The 19,225-nt window shown below is 65.5% G+C and carries 17 protein-coding genes and 2 tRNA genes; 13 read left to right on the forward strand and 6 right to left on the reverse strand.

Translation table 11 applies throughout. The features are described 5' to 3' along the window. Nucleotides 1-15 precede the first annotated feature (15 nt). From CCUG20998_RS08060 to CCUG20998_RS08070, 3 genes are all read left to right on the forward strand, one after another. Nucleotides 16-1,047, forward strand: coding sequence for an ATP-dependent 6-phosphofructokinase (locus CCUG20998_RS08060; RefSeq protein ID WP_011740013.1), 1,032 nt, complete (start codon nucleotides 16-18; stop codon nucleotides 1,045-1,047). 170 nt (nucleotides 1,048-1,217) lie between these two features. After that, a complete protein-coding gene (gatB, locus tag CCUG20998_RS08065; RefSeq protein WP_020724633.1) occupies nucleotides 1,218-2,726 on the forward strand; it encodes an Asp-tRNA(Asn)/Glu-tRNA(Gln) amidotransferase subunit GatB in 1,509 nt (502 codons plus the stop codon). Between the two features lie 36 nt (nucleotides 2,727-2,762). Then, nucleotides 2,763-3,362: a flavin reductase family protein gene (locus tag CCUG20998_RS08070; protein ID WP_036455343.1), complete on the forward strand. Its 600-nt coding sequence runs from the start codon at nucleotides 2,763-2,765 to the stop codon at nucleotides 3,360-3,362. 25 nt (nucleotides 3,363-3,387) lie between these two features. Here the strand turns inward: CCUG20998_RS08070 and CCUG20998_RS08075 are convergent, their stop codons facing one another. After that, a complete protein-coding gene (locus tag CCUG20998_RS08075; RefSeq protein WP_099052701.1) occupies nucleotides 3,388-4,509 on the reverse strand; it encodes a PQQ-dependent sugar dehydrogenase in 1,122 nt (373 codons plus the stop codon). Nucleotides 4,510-4,739: 230 nt separating this feature from the next. Here CCUG20998_RS08075 and CCUG20998_RS08080 point away from each other — a divergent pair, with 230 nt between their 5' ends. Beyond that, nucleotides 4,740-5,588, forward strand: a complete 849-nt coding sequence (locus CCUG20998_RS08080; RefSeq protein ID WP_020728168.1) for a DoxX family protein — start codon at nucleotides 4,740-4,742, stop codon at nucleotides 5,586-5,588. A gap of 8 nt (nucleotides 5,589-5,596) precedes the next feature. On the opposite strand, the gene CCUG20998_RS08085 is transcribed toward CCUG20998_RS08080, so the two are convergent. Next, nucleotides 5,597-5,956: a PH domain-containing protein gene (locus CCUG20998_RS08085; RefSeq protein WP_373120878.1), complete on the reverse strand. Its 360-nt coding sequence runs from the start codon at nucleotides 5,954-5,956 to the stop codon at nucleotides 5,597-5,599. A 346-nt stretch (nucleotides 5,957-6,302) separates the two neighbouring features. Between CCUG20998_RS08085 and CCUG20998_RS08090 the strand changes: the two genes are divergently transcribed. From CCUG20998_RS08090 to ilvC, 3 genes are all read left to right on the forward strand, one after another. Then, nucleotides 6,303-8,159 carry an acetolactate synthase large subunit gene (locus tag CCUG20998_RS08090; RefSeq protein WP_036455350.1) on the forward strand — a complete coding sequence of 619 codons (1,857 nt, stop codon included), beginning with the start codon at nucleotides 6,303-6,305 and terminating at the stop codon, nucleotides 8,157-8,159. After that, nucleotides 8,159-8,668: an acetolactate synthase small subunit gene (gene ilvN, locus CCUG20998_RS08095; protein ID WP_011740020.1), complete on the forward strand. Its 510-nt coding sequence runs from the start codon at nucleotides 8,159-8,161 to the stop codon at nucleotides 8,666-8,668. Before CCUG20998_RS08090 ends, ilvN begins: the two co-directional genes overlap by 1 nt. Before the next feature lie 72 nt (nucleotides 8,669-8,740). Continuing rightward, on the forward strand, nucleotides 8,741-9,742 hold the full coding sequence (gene ilvC / locus CCUG20998_RS08100; RefSeq protein ID WP_036455777.1) for a ketol-acid reductoisomerase: 1,002 nt from the start codon (nucleotides 8,741-8,743) through the stop codon (nucleotides 9,740-9,742). An 86-nt stretch (nucleotides 9,743-9,828) separates the two neighbouring features. On the opposite strand, the gene wrbA is transcribed toward ilvC, so the two are convergent. After that, nucleotides 9,829-10,431, reverse strand: coding sequence for an NAD(P)H:quinone oxidoreductase (wrbA, locus tag CCUG20998_RS08105; RefSeq protein ID WP_020728172.1), 603 nt, complete (start codon nucleotides 10,429-10,431; stop codon nucleotides 9,829-9,831). Further along, nucleotides 10,428-11,858, reverse strand: coding sequence for a phytoene desaturase family protein (locus CCUG20998_RS08110; protein ID WP_020728173.1), 1,431 nt, complete (start codon nucleotides 11,856-11,858; stop codon nucleotides 10,428-10,430). The genes wrbA and CCUG20998_RS08110 overlap by 4 nt, the downstream gene beginning before the upstream one ends. 30 nt (nucleotides 11,859-11,888) lie before the next feature. Between CCUG20998_RS08110 and serA the strand changes: the two genes are divergently transcribed. Together serA and CCUG20998_RS08120 are read left to right on the forward strand one after the other, a co-directional pair. Continuing rightward, complete coding sequence (serA, locus tag CCUG20998_RS08115) at nucleotides 11,889-13,475, forward strand: phosphoglycerate dehydrogenase (RefSeq protein ID WP_012393530.1); 1,587 nt, start codon at nucleotides 11,889-11,891, stop codon at nucleotides 13,473-13,475. 55 nt (nucleotides 13,476-13,530) lie between these two features. After that, on the forward strand, nucleotides 13,531-14,550 hold the full coding sequence (locus tag CCUG20998_RS08120) for a 3-isopropylmalate dehydrogenase (RefSeq protein WP_020728174.1): 1,020 nt from the start codon (nucleotides 13,531-13,533) through the stop codon (nucleotides 14,548-14,550). Here the strand turns inward: CCUG20998_RS08120 and CCUG20998_RS08125 are convergent. Then, the gene (locus CCUG20998_RS08125; RefSeq protein ID WP_172607271.1) at nucleotides 14,450-15,724 is read right to left on the reverse strand and encodes an MFS transporter; all 1,275 of its coding nucleotides are present in this window, start codon (nucleotides 15,722-15,724) and stop codon (nucleotides 14,450-14,452) included. The genes CCUG20998_RS08120 and CCUG20998_RS08125 overlap by 101 nt on opposite strands. Before the next feature lie 276 nt (nucleotides 15,725-16,000). Between CCUG20998_RS08125 and CCUG20998_RS08130 the strand changes: the two genes are divergently transcribed. From CCUG20998_RS08130 to CCUG20998_RS08145, 4 genes are all read left to right on the forward strand, one after another. Next, the gene (locus CCUG20998_RS08130; RefSeq protein ID WP_012393533.1) at nucleotides 16,001-16,798 is read left to right on the forward strand and encodes a fumarylacetoacetate hydrolase family protein; all 798 of its coding nucleotides are present in this window, start codon (nucleotides 16,001-16,003) and stop codon (nucleotides 16,796-16,798) included. Then, on the forward strand, nucleotides 16,795-18,264 hold the full coding sequence (gene gltX, locus CCUG20998_RS08135) for a glutamate--tRNA ligase (protein ID WP_081650982.1): 1,470 nt from the start codon (nucleotides 16,795-16,797) through the stop codon (nucleotides 18,262-18,264). Before CCUG20998_RS08130 ends, gltX begins: the two co-directional genes overlap by 4 nt. Before the next feature lie 143 nt (nucleotides 18,265-18,407). Continuing rightward, nucleotides 18,408-18,479, forward strand: a tRNA-Gln gene (locus CCUG20998_RS08140). Between the two features lie 72 nt (nucleotides 18,480-18,551). Next, a tRNA-Glu gene (locus CCUG20998_RS08145) sits at nucleotides 18,552-18,624 on the forward strand. 16 nt (nucleotides 18,625-18,640) lie between these two features. On the opposite strand, the gene CCUG20998_RS08150 is transcribed toward CCUG20998_RS08145, so the two are convergent. After that, the gene (locus CCUG20998_RS08150) at nucleotides 18,641-19,162 is read right to left on the reverse strand and encodes a PPOX class F420-dependent oxidoreductase (protein WP_020728177.1); all 522 of its coding nucleotides are present in this window, start codon (nucleotides 19,160-19,162) and stop codon (nucleotides 18,641-18,643) included. Nucleotides 19,163-19,225: the final 63 nt, after the last annotated feature.

Raw genomic sequence — 19,225 nt, forward strand, 5'->3', positions numbered from 1 at the left:
AGGCAAGATGAAGGCATGCGGATTGGAGTTCTCACGGGAGGCGGCGACTGTCCAGGGCTGAATGCGGTGATCCGGGCGGTGGTGCGTACTTGCGACGCCCGGTACGGCTCATCGGTGGTCGGATTTCAGGACGGATGGCGCGGGCTGCTGGAGAACCGGCGGCTGCAGTTGCGCAACGACGACCGCAACGACCGGCTGCTGGCCAAGGGCGGAACGATGCTCGGCACCGCCCGCGTACACCCCGACAAACTGCGGGCCGGTTTGCCCCAGATCAAACAGACGTTAGACGACAACGGCATTGACGTGCTCATCCCGATCGGCGGCGAAGGCACGCTGACCGCGGCGCACTGGCTGTCCGAAGAGAACGTTCCGGTGGTCGGCGTGCCCAAGACGATCGACAACGACATCGACTGCACCGATGTGACTTTCGGCCACGACACGGCCTTGATGGTGGCAACCGAGGCCATCGACAGGCTGCACAGCACCGCGGAGTCCCACCAGCGGGTGATGCTGGTCGAGGTGATGGGTAGGCATGCGGGCTGGATCGCGCTGAACTCCGGGCTGGCATCTGGCGCACACATGACGCTCATCCCTGAGCAGCCCTTCGACATCGAAGAGGTGTGTCGTCTGGTCAAACAGCGCTTCCAGCGAGGCGATTCGCACTTCATCTGTGTGGTCGCCGAGGGCGCCAAGCCCGTTTCGGGCTCGATGCAGTTGCGCGAGGGCGGACTCGACGAATTCGGTCACGAACGATTCACCGGTGTCGCCGCTCAGCTCGGCTGGGAAGTGGAAAAGCGCATCAACAAGGATGTCCGGGTGACCGTGCTGGGCCACGTGCAACGGGGCGGACAGCCGACGGCCTACGACCGGGTGCTGGCCACCCGGTTCGGCGTCAATGCCGCTGACGCCGCACATGCGGGCGAATACGGCCAGATGGTGTCGCTGCGCGGTCAGGACATCGGCCGCGTACCCCTGGCCGACGCCGTTCGACAGCTCAAGCTGGTACCGCAGAGCCGCTACGACGACGCCGCTGAGTTCTTCGGCTGAGGCCGGCCCGCTTCGCCCGGCTTCGCCGGTTTCGCGACCACCACGGGGCGGGTCGGTGGTGGCCCGCTTCGCCCGGCTTCGCCGGTTTCGCGACCACCACGGGGCGGGTCGGTGGTGGCCCGCTTCGCCCGGCTTCGCCGGTTTCGCGACCACCACTAGGATCGAACGACATGACGGTCACTAGCGCTGAGCTGCTCGATTACGACGAGGTCATTGCACGCTTCGATCCGGTGCTAGGCCTCGAGGTACACGTGGAGCTGTCCACCGCGACGAAGATGTTCTGCGGCTGCGCGACCACGTTCGGCGCCGAGCCCAACACGCAAGTTTGCCCGGTCTGCCTGGGTCTGCCCGGATCGTTGCCGGTGCTCAACCAGGTCGCTGTCGAGTCGGCGATTCGCATCGGGTTGGCGCTCAACTGCGAGATCGTTCCCTGGTGTCGCTTCGCGCGGAAGAACTACTTCTACCCGGACATGCCCAAGAACTACCAGATTTCGCAGTACGACGAGCCGATCGCCATCAACGGCTACCTTGAAGCGCCGCTCGAAGACGGCAGCACCTGGCGGGTAGAGATCGAACGTGCCCACATGGAAGAGGACACCGGCAAACTCACCCACCTCGGCAGCGAGACGGGCCGTATCCACGGAGCGACGACCTCGCTCATCGACTACAACCGCGCCGGTGTGCCGCTCATCGAAATCGTCACCAAGCCCATCGAAGGTGCCGGTGCGCGGGCACCACAGGTCGCGCGGGCCTATGTGACGGCGTTGCGAGACCTATTGCGGGCATTGGACGTATCCGACGTGAGAATGGATCAGGGTTCGATGCGCTGCGATGCGAATGTGTCGCTAAAGCCTTCAGGCGCAGCGGAATTCGGTACTCGGACCGAGACCAAGAATGTCAACTCGCTCAAGAGCGTTGAAGTTGCCGTCCGCTACGAAATGCAGCGCCAAGCTGCCGTCCTGGAGGCCGGTGGGCAAATCACCCAGGAGACGCGGCACTTTCACGAGGCCGGCTACACGAGCCCGGGACGGGTCAAGGAGACGGCGGAGGACTATCGGTACTTCCCCGAGCCCGACCTGGAGCCCGTCGCACCCAGCCGCGAATTGGTGGAGCAATTGCGCCACACCATTCCCGAATTGCCGTGGTTGAGCCGCAAGCGAATTCAGCAAGAGTGGGGCATCTCCGACGAGGTGATGCGCGATCTGGTCAATGCTGGCGCGGTGGACCTGGTGGCCGCGACCATTGCGCATGGCGCTTCGAGCAAGGAGGCGCGCTCGTGGTGGGGCAACTTCCTTGTGCAAAAGGCCAATGAGGCCGGCATCGGCCTGGACGAATTGGCCATCACCCCGGCTCAGGTCGCGGCCGTCGTGGCATTGGTGGAAGCGGGCAAGTTGTCCAACAAGCTGGCCCGCGAGGTCGTGGAGGGCGTGCTGGCCGGGGAAGGTGAGCCCGACCAGGTGATGTCCGCCCGTGGCCTGGAACTGGTCCGCGACGATTCGTTGACCCAGGCGGCGGTTGATGAGGCCCTGGCCGCCAATCCGGAAGTGGCGGAAAAGATTCGCGCCGGCAAGGTCGCGGCCGCCGGCGCGATCGTCGGGGCGGTGATGAAGGCCACCCGCGGCCAGGCCGATGCGGCTCGGGTGCGGGAGTTGGTGCTGGTGGCCTGCGGCCAGGCCTAGCCTCGCTGAGTGTTCGCTGACCAATCGTGAGAAAGAGTGTCACAACCGGCGTTGTGCATCCATGATGTTGATGTGGTCGGTGAACCGTTCGAAGACATGATGGCGATGCTGGACGCGCCGGTGTTTGTGGTGACAACCCAGGCCGACGCGGTCCCGTCGGGTTGTCTGGTCAGTTTTGCCACCCAGACCAGCGTGCAGCCACCAAGTTTCATGATCGGGATGCCCACCACCAGCCGCATGGTGGAGCCGGCGAGCCGCTCCGACTGTGTCGCGGTGCACGTGCTGGCCCGTCGGCACCAGGCCCTGGCCGAACTCTTCGGCAGCCAAGCGGGCGAGGAGGCTGACAAATTCGAACGTTGCTCGTGGCGCGCCGGTCCCTACGGCATGCCGATTCTCGACGATGCTGCCGCGTGGTTCGTCGGCAGGATCTTGAGCCGCAGCGACGTTGGCGACCACGTGGCCTACCTGCTGGAGCCGATTGCTGTCTGGGCTCCCGATGCCCCGGAAGAACTGCTCTACCTGTCCGACCTCGATGTTGAAGACTTCGAACCCGGCCAGGAGGAGCCGACCCGGTTCCACAAACCCGCTGAGGTGACGCGCCGATACGGCGTGCGATTCACCCTCGATTATCCTTAGTCGCGCCCTAGTAGGGGCCCGATCGTCAGGTCTTGTCGTCGTTGTTGCGGGGGAATCCGCCGCCCTGCGGGAACAGCGGAAACACCACGTCATCAAGCTTCTCGGCATCGCCGGCGGTCCTGTTGACCGTGGCGCCCCAGACGTTGCCGTCCGGTGACATGCGCAATGCCCAGGCATGTGCGTGCGTGTCTTTGCGCACCACATCCGGCTCACCGGTGACTGCCCCGGTCGACGCCGCGAGCCGGACCGCCACCGTCAGCTTGGTTTCAATCAGGTTGACCAGCACGGTCCCGTCCATCGCCGCGCACCCGGCCACGCCGGGTTTGTCCGGCCAGGTCCACACCGTGGAAACCTCTGAGTTCTTGGTAATGCGCTGCAACCGATCCGCGGTCGGCGTGCGATCGGCGATGTAGAGCGAGCCGTCGACGGGGTCGATGCACATGCCGCCCCCCGAGCCGATGCCGGCCAGCGCCGTGGTGGGCGGGGCTTGCCCGATCGTGGTGGGCTGCTCGATCCGCAGCACCTTGCCCGCCAGCGAATTGGGATCGGCGGCCATCTCTGGGCTACCCGCGTCTCCGGTCATGACGACCAGCGTGGTGGGGCTGGTGAAGATCAACGCGCCGGTATTGCCGGTGGGGCCCTTGGGGATACCGGTCAGGATGTCCTTGGGGACGTCGCCGTCGGCGATGCGGATCACCCGGTTGTCGGTGGGCGTGCTGATGTAGGCGTACATCAACCGGTCCTGCGAATAGGTCGGCGAGAGCACGATATCCATCAAGCCGCCATCACCGGCCGGGTCGACCGGGATGACCACCTTCACCTTGGGTTCTGCGCTGACCGACACCTCCTTGACGGCGCCGGTGGTGCGCTCGGCCACCAGTGCGGACTTGCTGTCCAAGCCCATGATCAAGCCGCTGGTGCTGTCCAGGCAGCCCTGCATCACTCCGGGGGCCGGGCATTCCTTGGGGAATGGTGTCGGAGGCAGCGGCGGCGGGGGAGGAGGCGTCGAACTGGGCTGAGGCCGCAGTTCGGGGTTGGTGGTGAACGGCTGGGATTGGGCGTCGTTGAACCGCGCGCAGCCGCTCGATACCAACGTCACCGCGCACAACGCAGCGAGCGCGTACCGAATCGACCGCCGTATCCGCATGACCGACAGGCTACGGACATTGTCTGCGGCGCCGCCACCGGCCGCCACCGTGCGCCGTCGAGGCGGTTGTGCTCAGAGGCCCGCCGCACTGGTTTGGATGACCGCGGTCCCTCGGCTGAGGGCCGATTTGAGGGTACCGGCGGACCCGTCGGGTACGAAGTGCGGATTTAACAGGCGAAAGCGCCGCTCAAATCCCCAATTCAGGTCTAGTTGCCCTTACCCTGGCACGAGTGACCAGTTCGAATGACTCACGTTGGCAACGACCGGACGATTCCCCTGGACCGATCCCGGGACGCCCCGTCACGGCGAGCCTGGTCGACCCCGAAGACGACTTAACCCCTGCGAAGTACTCGAGTGACTTTGGCAGCGCCGGAACCACCACCGTCATCCCGCCCTACGACCCGACTAACTCCGGAGCTGTGCCTTCGGGATACAACCTGATGGACGCGCAGGAACCGTTGCCCTACGTCCAGCCCCAGCCGGGCGCGCGCCACATCCCGGCGACGCCCGCAGCTCTGGACATGGACGAGGACGACGAGCGGATACGCGCCGCCAGCCGGCGCGGGACCCAAAACTTCGGCCTTCTGATCCTGCGGGTTGGGCTGGGGGCGGTGCTGATCGCGCATGGATTGCAGAAGTTGTTCGGCTGGTGGGGCGGCTCCGGGGTGACCGCGTTCAAGAACTCGCTCTCAGATGTGGGCTTTCAGCATGCCGACATCCTGGCCTACGTAGGCGCCGGCGGCGAGATCGTCGTGGGAGTGCTGCTGGTTCTGGGCCTGTTCACGCCGCTGGCCGGGGCGGGCGCACTGGCCTTCCTGATCAACGGCACGCTCGCCAACGTTTCGGCGCGGCCGTATTCACAGTTCTCCTACTTCCTGCCCGACGGCCATGAGTACCAGATCACCCTGGTTGTGATGGCCGTCGCCGTCATCCTGAGCGGTCCCGGCCGCTATGGCCTCGACGCGGGCCGCGGCTGGGCGCACCGGCCGTTCATCGGGTCCTTCGTCGCCCTGCTAACGGGCATCGCCGCCGGTATCGCGATATGGGTGTTGCTCAACGGCGTGAATCCAGTCGCCTGAGCCCGGCCTCACCGGTACGGATTGGGGACGCGCCCTGAGCTGGCTTCGGTCAGCTGCGGCAGAGTCGCGAAGGTAACCGCGGGCAACCGCAGTTCACCGCCATTTCTGAGTTGGGCCCGCGCCCAGGAACCGCGGTTAAACCGCAAACCTTCGATGTCATCCCAGGCCACGGTGGTACTGCCCAGCAATGTCCGCGCGGTCACCCCGTTCTCGTCGGCGACCGTCCGCAGCCGGATGATCAGCGCCGAAACCAGCACCGGGAGAAGGAGCAGCGGAGCGCTTGGCGGCCAGGCCAGCACCGGTATCAGCAGACCCAGCGTCGCAAAGCCAACCGCAAGGTGCGCAATGGGCGACACCCTGATCACCACCGCCGTTTGAGTAGTCACCCTCGTATCATTCCATCGCCGCGCAATCGGGTCCGTCTGGCCATGTCGGGGCGGTGGCGCCGGTGCGGACCGGCGCCGAAGCCGACGGTGAGCACCAGCTCGAGGCCTCGGATTTGACGGTTGAGCTGTGCGAAGGCTACCGTCAGACGCTATGGATACCGCCGGAACCCCCGGAAAGCTTGTAGTACTTGGTCGGCGCGTTGTTGCCTGACTAGGTCAATCGAGCACCAACGCGCAACCCTCGTGCAGCAGCTGAGCTGACGGGGGTTTTTTGTTGCCTAACCAACGAGACTTCGACAGCGAAGCGGGACAAAGGACTAGAAGGACAGTGAGCGCACCAACCAAGCGACACTCCCCGACATCAGAGCCGCAGCAGCGCGGCGTGGCAGCTGGCGTGAACTCCTCGCCGGTTCACTCGAAACATGTTGCACCGGAGCAGCTTACCGGCGCCCAGTCGGTCATCCGGTCGCTGGAAGAACTCGACGTCGAGATCATCTTCGGGATTCCCGGCGGTGCCGTCCTGCCGGTGTATGACCCGCTGTTCGACTCGCAGAAGCTACGTCACGTGCTGGTCCGTCACGAACAGGGCGCCGGTCACGCGGCCAGCGGCTACGCGCATGCCACCGGCAAGGTCGGGGTGTGCATGGCGACCTCGGGCCCGGGCGCGACGAACCTGGTGACTCCGCTGGCCGACGCCCAGATGGACTCGATCCCGGTGGTCGCCATCACCGGTCAGGTTGGCCGCGGGTTGATCGGCACCGACGCCTTCCAGGAAGCCGACATCTCTGGCATCACGATGCCGATCACCAAGCACAACTTCCTGGTTCGCACCGGTGACGACATCCCTCGGGTGCTGGCCGAGGCCTTCCACATCGCGGCCTCGGGGCGCCCCGGCGCCGTGCTGGTCGACATCCCCAAGGACGTGTTGCAGGCCCAGTGCACGTTCAGCTGGCCGCCGCAGATGGATCTGCCGGGTTACAAGCCGAACACCAAGCCGCACAACCGGCAGATCCGTGAGGCCGCCAAGCTGATCGGGGCCGCGCGCAAGCCCGTGCTGTACGTGGGCGGCGGCGTCATTCGTGGCGAGGCGACCGAGCAGCTGGCCGAGTTGGCCGAACTGACCGGCATTCCGGTGGTCACCACCCTGATGGCGCGTGGCGCGTTTCCTGACAGCCACCGCCAGAACATGGGCATGCCGGGTATGCACGGCACGGTGGCCGCGGTGGCGGCCCTGCAGCGCAGCGACCTGCTGATCGCCCTGGGCACCCGCTTCGACGACCGGGTCACCGGAAAGCTCGACTCCTTCGCCCCCGAGGCCAAGGTGATCCACGCCGACATCGACCCTGCCGAGATCGGCAAGAACCGCAACGCCGATGTTCCGATCGTGGGTGACGTTCAGGCCGTTATCACCGAGCTGATCGCGATGCTGCGCCACTACGACATTCCGGGCAACATCGAGATGTCCGAATGGCTGGCGTACCTGGAGGGTGTGCGGGCGACGTATCCGCTGAGCTACGGACCTCAAAGTGACGGCAGCCTGGGCCCGGAATACGTGATCGAGAAGCTGGGCGAGATCGCCGGCCCGGACGCCATCTATGTCGCCGGAGTCGGGCAGCACCAGATGTGGGCGGCGCAGTTCATCAAGTACGAGAAGCCGCGCACCTGGCTCAACTCCGGCGGGCTGGGCACGATGGGCTTCGCCATCCCGGCGGCCATGGGTGCCAAGATCGCGCTGCCCGACACCGAGGTCTGGGCGATCGACGGCGACGGATGCTTCCAGATGACCAATCAGGAACTGGCCACCTGCGCGATCGAGGGCATCCCGATCAAGGTCGCACTGATCAACAACGGCAACCTGGGCATGGTGCGGCAGTGGCAGAGTCTGTTCTACGAGGAGCGCTACTCACAAACCGACCTCGCCACCCACTCACACCGCATCCCAGACTTCGTCAAGCTGGCCGAGGCCCTGGGCTGTGTGGGATTGCGTTGCGAGCGAGAAGAAGATGTCGCCGACGTGATCAACCAGGCCAGGGAGATCAGTGACCGGCCAGTGGTCATCGACTTCATCGTCGGTGCCGATGCGCAGGTCTGGCCGATGGTTGCCGCCGGAACCAGCAACGACGAGATCCAGGCGGCCCGCGGCATCCGCCCGCTGTTCGACGACGAGAGCGAAGGGCACGCCTGATGAGCACGAAGACTCACACCTTGTCGGTGCTGGTCGAAGACAAGCCCGGTGTGTTGGCGCGCGTCGCGGCGCTGTTCTCGCGGCGTGGTTTCAACATCGAGTCGTTGGCTGTGGGTGCTACCGAGCAGAAGGACATGTCACGGATGACCATCGTGGTCTCCGCCGAGGCGACTCCGCTCGAGCAGATCACCAAGCAGCTCAACAAGTTGATCAACGTCATCAAGATCATCGAGCAGGATGACGACCACTCGGTGGCCCGGGAACTGGCGCTGATCAAGGTTCGGGCGGATGCGGGCACCCGCAGTCAGGTGATTGAAGCGGTAAATCTGTTCCGTGGCAAGATCATTGACGTATCGCCGGAATCGCTGACCATCGAGGCCACTGGTGACCGCGGCAAGCTGGAAGCGTTGCTTCGAGTACTGGAGCCGTTCGGCATCCGCGAAATCGCCCAGTCCGGAATGGTGGCGTTGTCCCGCGGTCCGCGCGGCATCGGCACCGCCGCCAAGTAAATTCGTACGTTTCGAAAAGACAAGTAAGAAGGAGATATTCACGTGGCAGACGTGTCATCCCAGGCATTGGAGATGTTCTACGACGATGACGCCGACCTTTCGATCATCCAGGGCCGCAAGGTCGGTGTGATCGGCTACGGCAGCCAGGGACATGCGCACTCGCTGAGTCTGCGCGACTCGGGTGTCCAGGTGCGGGTCGGGCTCAAAGAGGGCTCGAAGTCGCGGGCCAAGGTCGAGGAGCAGGGCATCGAGGTCGATACGCCGGCCAAGGTGGCCGAGTGGGCTGACGTCATCATGGTGCTGGCACCCGACACCGCCCAGGCCGAGATCTTTGCCAACGACATCGAGCCCAACCTCAAGCCTGGTGACGCCTTGTTCTTCGGTCACGGCCTCAACGTCCACTTCGGCCTGATCAAGCCGCCGGCCGACGTCACCGTGGCCATGGTGGCCCCGAAGGGGCCCGGCCACCTGGTGCGCCGTCAGTTCGTCGACGGCAAGGGCGTGCCGTGTCTGATCGCGGTCGACCAGGACCCGACCGGCAAGGGTGAGGCGCTGGCGTTGTCCTATGCCAAGGCGATCGGCGGCACTCGGGCCGGCGTCATCAAGACCACCTTCAAAGACGAGACCGAGACCGACCTGTTCGGCGAACAGGCCGTGTTATGCGGTGGCACAGAGGAACTGGTGAAGACCGGTTTCGATGTGATGGTCGAGGCGGGCTACCCGCCGGAGATGGCCTACTTCGAGGTGCTGCACGAGCTCAAGCTGATCGTCGACCTGATGTACGAGGGCGGCATCGCCCGGATGAACTACTCGGTGTCGGACACCGCGGAGTTCGGCGGCTACCTGTCCGGTCCGCGCGTGATCGACGCGGGCACCAAGGAGCGGATGCGCGCCATCCTGCGCGACATCCAGAACGGCGACTTCGTCAAGAAGCTGGTCGCCAACGTCGAGGGCGGCAACAAGCAACTCGAGGCGCTGCGCAAGGAGAACGCCGAGCACCCGATCGAGGTCACCGGTAAGAAGCTGCGCGACCTGATGAGCTGGGTGGACCGCCCGATCACCGAGACGGCCTAGCCCTTTGCGGCTCACGGCGCCGAGCGTCACACCAGCGTGGCGCTCGGCGTCGACCGTCACCCTGGCGTGACGCTCGGCGTCCGGGCTTAGCCGGAGGCGAGCCGATCGGCGGTGCGCACCACGCGGCGCGCCAGGTGGTCCAAAGCGTTGGCGGTCGGCTCGTCGATGTCGGTGATGTTGTCGTGGGTGGCCACCAGGCTCGCTCCGTAGGGATTGCCGTCGACGAACTTGAGCGCGTCGGTGTATCCCGGCGCCACGATGATGCCCCCGAAATGCATCAGCGTGACGTACAGCGTGAGCAGGGTGGTCTCTTGGCCGCCGTGGGCGGTGTTGGTTGAGGTGTAGGCCGCGTAGATCTTGTCGGCCAGCTTGCCTTCGGCCCACAGCCCGCCGAGTGAGTCGAGGAACTCGCGCAGCTGTGCCGCGACCGATCCGAAACGGGTGGGTGAACCGAAAATGACCGCGTCGGCCCACACGATGTCGTCTCCGGTGGCAGCCGGAAGGCCTTTGGTCGCTTCGTAGTTGGCCGACCACGCGGGATTGTGGGCGAACGAATCGGGGTCGCGGGTTTCGGCGACGTGTCGCACCCGTACCTCGGCGCCGGCGGACTCGGCCGCGGCGGCGACGTGCCGCGCCATCGTTGTCCCGTGGCCGGTGGCCGAGTAGTAAATGACCGCGAGTTTTGTCATAGCGATAGCTTAGGCATTTCGGCAATCCCAAACTCGCGACGCAAGAGCGTGCGCGCACAGTAGTAGCCGGCCATGCCATGGACCCCGGCGCCGGGTGGGGTTGCGGCCGAACACAGGTACACCTTCGGAATCGGCGTGCGCCAAGGATTTAGCCGTGGGGTGGGGCCAGCCATCGCTCGCCAGACGGAGTTTGCCCCCACCGCGATGTCGCCGCCCACGTAGTTGGCGTTGTGCGCGGCCATCGCGGCCGCGGGCACGCTGCGAGCCGCCACCACGACGTCACGGAAGCCGGGCGCGAACCGTTCGACGACACGACACACCGCCTCGGTGGCATCGACGGAAGACCCCGCCGGCACATGGGCGTAGGTCCAAAATGGTCGGTGGCCGCCGTCGTCGACGCGGCCGGGATCGGACGTGTGGGGCGAGGACGCCAGCACCATCGGCCAATCGGCGTGGCGCCCGGCGGCGATTTCTGCTTCGGCGTGCGCCATCTGCTCGCGGGTACCGCCGAGGTGAAATGTCGGGGCCGTCGCGATCCGGTAATCCGACCACGGGATGTCGCCGTTGAGCACGAAGTCGACCTTGGCTACCCCGGATCCAAATCGGTACCGGCGCAATGCGGTCGCGTACCGGTTGGGGATCGTGTCCCGATACACCTGCAGCAATGCCGTGGGTGCGGTGTCGAAGACGGCGACGCCCTGGGGCGGTTCGGTCACCTCGATCCCGGCGGTCAGCTCGCTGCCGTGCGCGCGCAGATCGGCGATCAGCGCGTCGGTAATCACCTGGCTGCCGCCGATCGGGATGGGCCAGCCGACCCTATGGGCCAGGGTGGCCAGCATCAGCCCCGCGCCGGCCGACACCAGCGAAGGCAGCGGCGAAATAGCGTGGGCAGCAACGCCGGTGAACAATGCGCGGGCATCTTCGCCAGCGAGTCCGCGCCATGCTGGGGTGCCCTGCGCCAGCACGCGTAGACCCAGATGCATGGCGGGGCGCAGCGCGGTGGGTACCGACCGCTTGTCGCCGAGTAGCAAATCGACCGCGGCGTCGCAGTTCTCTACGAGCGGGCCCAGCAAGCGCTCCCAGGATGGGCCATGCTCGAGTTCGGCGCAGGTTTGCCGCAGATCGCGGTAGGCGATCGCCGCTGGGCGGTCCGGCAGCGGGTTGGCATAGGAGATGTGCGGCACGGCCAGCCGCACGCCCCGGGCGGCCAGATCGAACTCGACAAAAAACGGCGACGCCAGCGCCAGTGGGTGCACCGCTGAGCACACGTCGTGCAGGACTCCGGGAAATTCGAAGTCAGCTGCCGTGCGGGCGCCGCCACCGAAGGTCTGTTGGGCCTCTATGACCTGCACTCTTAGACCTGCACGAGCACAGATCACCGCTGCGGTCAACCCGTTGGGCCCGCTGCCGACGACGGTGACGTCCACCCCATGATTACAGCCGACTACGCTGGCCGCGTGAACCTCCCTGTTGTGTTAATAGCCGACAAACTTGCTCAATCAACAGTCGCTGCCCTGGGAGACCAGGTCGAGGTGCGCTGGGTGGACGGTCCTGACCGGGAAAAGCTGCTGGCCGCGGTGCCCGAGGCCGACGCGTTGTTGGTGCGTTCGGCCACCACGGTCGACGCCGAGGTACTTGCCGCGGCGACCAAGCTCAAGATCGTCGCGCGCGCCGGCGTGGGGCTGGATAACGTCGACGTGGATGCGGCTACCACGCGCGGTGTGCTGGTGGTCAACGCTCCCACCTCCAACATTCACAGCGCCGCCGAGCACGCGATGGCGCTGCTGCTGGCCGCCGCTCGCCAGATCCCGGCCGCCGACGCCTCATTGCGCGAGCACACCTGGAAGCGGTCATCGTTTTCCGGTGCGGAGATCTTCGGCAAGACCGTCGGGGTGGTGGGTCTGGGCCGGATCGGGCAGTTGGTCGCACAGCGCGTCGAGGCGTTCGGTGCCCATGTGGTCGCCTACGACCCCTACGTGTCGCCCGCGCGCGCGGCTCAGCTGGGCATTGAGCTGCTGCCCCTGGACGACCTGCTGGCCCGTGCCGACTTCATCTCGGTGCACCTGCCCAAGACGCCCGAGACGGCCGGCCTGCTCGGCAAGGAGGCGCTGGCCAAGACCAAGCCCGGCGTCATCATCGTCAACGCCGCACGCGGTGGATTGATCGACGAGTCAGCGCTGGCGGAGGCCATCACCAGCGGCCACGTCCGTGGGGCCGGGCTCGACGTGTTCGCCACCGAACCGTGCACCGACAGCCCGCTGTTCGAGCTACCGCAGGTCGTGGTCACACCGCATTTGGGGGCCTCCACCGCCGAGGCCCAGGACCGGGCCGGAACCGACGTCGCCGCCAGCGTGAAGCTGGCGCTGGCCGGTGAGTTCGTTCCCGACGCGGTGAACATCGCCGGTGGTGCGGTCAACGAGGAGGTGGCCCCGTGGCTGGATCTGGCCTGCAAACTCGGGGTACTGGCCGCCGCGCTGTCCGATGAACCACCGGTGTCGCTGTCGGTTCAGGCCCGTGGCGAGCTGGCGTCTGAAGACGTCGAGGTGCTCAAGCTGTCGGCACTGCGCGGTCTGTTCTCGGCGGTCGTCGAAGGCCCGGTGACCTTCGTCAATGCGCCGGCGCTGGCCGCCGAACGCGGTGTTTCCGTCGAGATCAGCAAGGCCTCCGAGAGCCCCAACCACCGCAGCGTCGTCGACGTGCGTGTCGTCGGGGCGGACGGCTCGGTGGTGAGCGTCTCGGGCACGTTGTACGGCGCGCAGTTGACCCACAAGATCGTTCAGATCAACGGCCGGCACTTCGACCTGCGGGCCGAGGGGACCAACCTGATCGTCAACTACGTCGACCAGCCGGGGGCTTTGGGCAAGATCGGCACGCTGCTGGGTGCGGCCGGGGTGAACATCCATGCCGCGCAGCTCTCCGAGGACGTGGAGGGCCCGGGCGCCACCGTTCTGCTGCGCCTGGACCAGGATGTGCCTGAGGACGTGCGTTCGGCCATCGCCGCCGCGGTGGGCGCCAACAGGCTTGAAGTGGTCGATCTCTCGTGAGCCGCAGCGGTGACGGCGTGGCGCGAAACGACGTGGGGGCAGGAGAGCGATACCGATGAAATTAGCGATCGTTGCCGGTGACGGGATCGGTCCCGAGGTGGTGGCCCAAGCGGTCAAGGTCCTCGACGTGGTCCAGCCGGGTGTCGAGAAGACGAACTATGACCTGGGTGCACGGCGTTTTCATGCCACCGGCGAGATATTGCCGGATTCGGTGATCGCGGAGTTACGCGAGCACGATGCCATCTTGTTGGGCGCGATCGGTGACCCGTCGGTGCCCAGCGGCGTGCTCGAGCGGGGTCTGCTACTACGGCTTCGATTCGAGCTGGACCACCACATCAATCTTCGTCCGGGTCGGCTGTATCCGGGAGTGAAGAGCCCGTTGGCGTTGGAGCCGGGCAATCCCGAGATCGACTTCGTGGTGGTGCGTGAGGGAACGGAAGGCCCTTACACCGGAAACGGCGGCGCGATTCGGGTCGGCACGGCCAATGAGGTTGCCACCGAGGTCAGCGTGAACACCGCCTTCGGGGTGCGCAGAGTGGTGCGGGACGCCTTCGAACGAGCCATGCGGCGGCGCAAGCACCTGACCCTGGTGCACAAGAACAACGTGCTGACCTTTGCGGGCTCGCTGTGGTGGCGGACCGTGCAGGAGATCGGCGAAGAGTATCCCGATATCGAGTTGGCCTACCAGCACGTCGATGCGGCGACCATCCACATGGTTACCGATCCCGGCCGCTTTGACGTGATCGTCACCGACAACTTGTTCGGCGACATCATCACCGACCTGGCGGCGGCCGTGTGCGGTGGAATCGGCCTGGCCGCCAGCGGAAACATCGATGCGACCCGGACCAACCCGTCGATGTTCGAGCCGGTGCACGGAAGTGCGCCCGATATCGCCGGTCAGGGCATCGCCGATCCGACCGCGGCCATCATGTCGGTGTCGCTGCTGCTTGCCCACCTGGGCCTGGACGACGCGGCTAGCCGGGTGGATCGGGCGGTCGAGGGTTACTTGGCAACTCGCGGGAACGAACGGCTTGCCACCGCCGCAGTCGGCGAGCGGATTGCGGCCGCTCTCTAGGCTCCAACCCGGGCGGACGTAGCCGGGTGGGAACCAGCGGTATCGCTGCCAGCGGGAACAACCCGCACAGTCCCCAGGCCAGTGGGTAGGCAGCCGTGGTGATCAGCGCACCGAAGATGGGAGGCCCGGCGGCCGCCATCAGGCGCTGAGTGGTGTTTTGAACGCCCAATGCGCGTCCGCTCCAGTACGGCCCGGCGTATTCCGTGATCGCGGTTGCCTGCAGCCCATTGTCGAGCACTGCGATCACCGTGATCGTGATCATCAGTAGGACGTCATACCGGGAGCCCTCGTCGTCGACGAGCGCGAGCAGGAACAGGGCGGCGGCCGACGCGATCGCGATGACGCGCACCGGTCGCATCCGCGAACCCACGCGGTCGGACCAGCGGCCTACCGCGATGCGGCCCAGCGCGCCCAGCAGCTGCGAGACGGTCACCAGGATTCCGGCAGTGGCAACCGGCCAGCCGTGATGATTCATCAGCCAAACCAGCATGAACGTGACGGTCACGGTCTGGGGCATCATCAGCAGCGCCGAGGACGCATGAATTCGCCACAACACCACCGAACCCCGATACGGGCTGGCAAGTTCTTCCTTGCTGGCCACCTTGCGGGACTTGCGGGGCGGGTCGACCACGCCGACCAGGCTGGCTACCGCGGCGATCGTGCAAAAGGCAGCGGGAAACATCAACGCGTTGTGAATGCTGTGTTCGGCCAGCTCGGGGATCACCAGCGCACCTAGGGCGATTCCCAGTGGTTGCGCCGTCTGACGGATACCCATCGCCAACCCACGTTGATGGGGCGGAAACCAGCCCGACACCAACCGGCCGCCGGCGCTGTTACAGCTGGCGGCCGCCATGCCGCCGAGGAACAGATAGATGCCCATCAACAACAGCGAATCCACCGATGCCGCGGCATAGGCGGCGATCGCGGTGAGCGCCGAGCCCACGGTCATCACGATCTGCTCGCCGACGTGGTCCAACACATAGCCCCAGGCGACCAGCGTTACCACCATGCCCCAGCTGGGCATCGAGGCCAGCAGACCCGCCTCGGCCAGCGGGGTGTCGCGCGCGTTTTCCAACCGGGGGATCAGGAAGGCGACACCGTTGATGAATAGAAATGAGCTTGCTGTGACGATCAGCGAGACGATCACAATCCACCACCGCGCGGAAAGACTCAGTTCCTGTGTGGCGCTCGACTCATCAGGCACTAGCTAATGCTTGCACACCTCTGCGCTGTCGGGTGGCGCAGCGGGATCGGCGGACTCGGCGCAGGGCGCCATCGAATCGCTTTCCAGTAGGATCGCCGGGCCGCAGCGCGCCCAGGCCCGCTAGGTGGGATTGCGGGGCTTCTCATCGGGCCGTGCCAGCCCGAATCGTCGCCCCGCTAGGTGGGATTGCGGGGCTTCTCATCGGGCCGTGCCAGCCCGAATCGTCGCCCCGCTAGGCTCATCCGAATGCGCCTTGGACGTATTGCCAGCCCTGACGGGGTCGCCTTCGCCAGCATCGAAGGCGAGTTAGACAATCCGGGTGCGATGACCGCCCGGGAGATCGCGGAGCACCCTTTCGGGACGCCGAACTTCACCGGCCGCTCGTGGCCGTTGGCCGATGTGCGGCTGCTGGCCCCGATACTTGCCAGCAAGGTGGTCTGTGTCGGCAAGAATTACACCGATCACATCGCGGAGATGGGCGGCCAAACCGGTCCGACGCCGGCGGATCCGGTGATATTCCTCAAGCCCAACACGGCGATCGTCGGTCCGAACGTGCCGATTCGGTTGCCCGCCAACGCATCACCAGTCCACTTCGAAGGCGAACTGGCGATTGTGATCGGCCGGCCGTGTAAGGACGTGTCGGCCGCGCAGGCGGTCGACAACATCCTCGGCTACACCATCGGCAATGACGTGTCCGCCCGCGATCAGCAGAAATCCGACGGGCAATGGACCCGGGCCAAAGGCCATGACACATTCTGTCCGGTCGGGCCATGGATCGTTACCGATGTCGACCCTGCCGACCTCGAACTGCGCACCGAAGTCAATGGTGCGGTCAAGCAGCACGCGCGTACCTCGCTGATGATCCACGATGTGGGTGCCATCGTGGAGTGGATCTCGGCGGTAATGACATTGCTGCCCGGTGATCTCATCCTCACCGGAACACCCGCGGGGGTCGGTCCCATCGAAGACGGTGACACCGTCTCCATCACCATCGAGGGGATCGGCACCCTGACCAACCCCGTAGTCCGTAAAGGAAAGTCGTGACTTCATCCAGCGTCCGGGTCCGATTCTGCCCGTCGCCCACCGGTATCCCTCATGTTGGAATGGTTCGCACCGCGCTGTTCAACTGGGCCTATGCCCGGCACACCGGTGGCACCTTTGTTTTTCGCATCGAGGACACCGATGCCGCACGCGATAGTGAGGAAAGCTATCTCGCCCTGCTCGACGCGTTGCGCTGGCTGGGCTTGGACTGGGATGAGGGGCCCGAGGTGGACGGGCCCTACGGGCCCTATCGGCAGTCGCAGCGCACCGAGATCTATCACGACGTGGTGGCCAAGCTGTTGACGGCGGGTGAGGCCTATTACGCCTTCTCGACGCCCGAGGAGGTCGAAGCCCGCCACATCGCCGCCGGCCGCAACCCCAAGTTGGGTTACGACAACTTCGACCGTCAGCTGACCGATTCCCAGCGCGCGGCCTACCTGGCCGAAGGCCGTAAGCCAGTGGTGCGGCTGCGGATGCCCGATGCCGATCTGGCTTGGCATGACCTGGTGCGTGGGCCGACCACCTTCGCGGCGGGCTCGGTGCCCGACTTCGCGTTGACCCGGGCAACCGGAGATCCGTTGTACACCTTGGTCAACCCCTGCGACGACGCGCTAATGAAGATCACCCACGTGCTGCGCGGCGAGGACCTGCTGCCGTCCACGCCGCGCCAGATCGCCCTATACCAGGCGCTGATGCGCATCGGGATTGCCGAGCGCGTTCCGGAATTCGCGCACTTGCCAACGGTATTGGGGGAGGGGACCAAAAAGCTCTCCAAGCGGGACCCGCAGTCCAATCTGTTTGCCCACCGCGACCGGGGCTTCATTCCCGAAGGCTTGCTCAACTACCTTGCGCTGCTCGGCTGGGCCATCGCCGATGACCACGATCTGTTCAGCCTGGATGAGATGGTGGCCGCGTTCGATGTGGCCGACGTGAATTCCAACCCGGCGCGCTTCGATCAGAAGAAGGCTGACGCGATCAATGCCGAGCACATCCGGATGCTCGACGTCGCGGATTTCACCGCCAGATTGCGCGCGTACCTGGATACCCACGGCCATCAGCTCGCGCTGGACGACGCGGCGTTCGCCGTCGCCGCGGAGTTGGTGCAGACCCGCATCGTGGTACTCGAGGATGCGTGGGCATTGCTGAAGTTCCTCAATGACGACCGGTACGCGATCGACCCCAAAGCCGCGGCCAAGGAGCTGGGGCCCGACGCCGGCCCAGTGCTAGACGCCGCTATCGCGGCGCTTGACGGTGCGGCCGACTGGACCACTGCTGACATCGAGGCGGCCCTCAAGACCGCGTTGATCGAGGGTATGGCCCTCAAACCGCGCAAGGCGTTCGGCCCGATCCGGGTTGCCGCCACCGGCACCACGGTTAGCCCGCCGCTGTTTGAATCAATGGAACTGCTCGGCCGCGAACGCAGTTTGGGCAGGCTCCGATCGGCGCGCGATCAGGTCGGTTCGCCCTAGTGTGACGAGAATCGAAGGCGCCATGCGCAATACCGGCTGAGTCTTTGGTAGTGTGCACGTCGGCCGACAATGGTTGGCAGTAGTGGGGTCGCGATGCGGGTAAATCTCGCAGATCCGCTCTGACCAGCTGTTTTAGGCCAAAATGGGGTATGGTGTAATTGGCAACACAGCTGATTCTGGTTCAGCCATTCTAGGTTCGAGTCCTGGTACCCCAGCAAAAGCCCACCAGTGCAAGCGATTAGGTGGGCTTATCCGGGTGAGCTATGCTGACTGCTCGGATTGGTTCTGGCCCCGTCGTCTAGCGGCCTAGGACGCCGCCCTCTCACGGCGGTAGCGTGGGTTCGAATCCCATCGGGGCTACAACAGAACAAGTGCGTTACCGGTCGGTCCGACCGGTACCCAGCACAGCCGGCGCGGTGCTGCCTCCGACCGGCATGGGCGGCAGTCCGAGCTTGCGGTGGTCCCAGGATCGGGTTCGGTGGCTGAGGATCCGAACGCCGACGCGTTTGTTCATCATCTGGTCGACCATGGGCTTCACGTCGTCGGTGTAGGGCCCGGTGTAGCGTTCCCACACGCTGACCCCCACCCGGTGCAGCGCCTCGGGATCGTCGATTATCTCGGCGACACCCTCGAAGGAAACCCCGCGCAACGTGTCATAGGTATTGCCGTCTTCGAGCAGGAAGCTCACCCGCGGATCCCGTTTGAGATTGACGGCCTTTTGTGACTTGGCCTTGGTCTCCAGCCAGATCTCGCCGTCGACCACGGCGTACCACATCGCGGTCAGGTGGGGCTGGCCGTCCGGCCCGATCGTGGCCAGTGTGCCGGTGCGACTGGTGGTGACGAAGTTGGCGATTTCAGACTCGGACATGACGATGTCTGCGCGCTGCTTTGTTCCCATTCGGTCAGTGTGGCAGGCACGGGCTCGATCCCTACCGGCGGACGGCCTGCCAGCAGCGACCGC

The organism is Mycobacterium marinum (assembly GCF_003391395.1).
Classification (GTDB): Bacteria; Actinomycetota; Actinomycetes; order Mycobacteriales; family Mycobacteriaceae; genus Mycobacterium; species Mycobacterium marinum.

What these genes read in the sequence shown, in the direction of transcription:
- CCUG20998_RS08060 (WP_011740013.1), top strand. Translation starts at nt 16, where the DNA reads ATGCGGATTGGAGTTCTCACGGGAGGCGGCGACTGTCCAGGGCTGAAT.
- gatB (WP_020724633.1), top strand. Translation starts at nt 1,218, where the DNA reads ATGACGGTCACTAGCGCTGAGCTGCTCGATTACGACGAGGTCATTGCA.
- CCUG20998_RS08075 (WP_099052701.1), bottom strand. Translation starts at nt 4,509, where the DNA reads ATGCGGATACGGCGGTCGATTCGGTACGCGCTCGCTGCGTTGTGCGCG.
- ilvN (WP_011740020.1), top strand. Translation starts at nt 8,159, where the DNA reads ATGAGCACGAAGACTCACACCTTGTCGGTGCTGGTCGAAGACAAGCCC.
- ilvC (WP_036455777.1), top strand. Translation starts at nt 8,741, where the DNA reads ATGTTCTACGACGATGACGCCGACCTTTCGATCATCCAGGGCCGCAAG.
- wrbA (WP_020728172.1), bottom strand. Translation starts at nt 10,431, where the DNA reads ATGACAAAACTCGCGGTCATTTACTACTCGGCCACCGGCCACGGGACA.
- CCUG20998_RS08120 (WP_020728174.1), top strand. Translation starts at nt 13,531, where the DNA reads ATGAAATTAGCGATCGTTGCCGGTGACGGGATCGGTCCCGAGGTGGTG.
- CCUG20998_RS08130 (WP_012393533.1), top strand. Translation starts at nt 16,001, where the DNA reads ATGCGCCTTGGACGTATTGCCAGCCCTGACGGGGTCGCCTTCGCCAGC.
- CCUG20998_RS08150 (WP_020728177.1), bottom strand. Translation starts at nt 19,162, where the DNA reads ATGGGAACAAAGCAGCGCGCAGACATCGTCATGTCCGAGTCTGAAATC.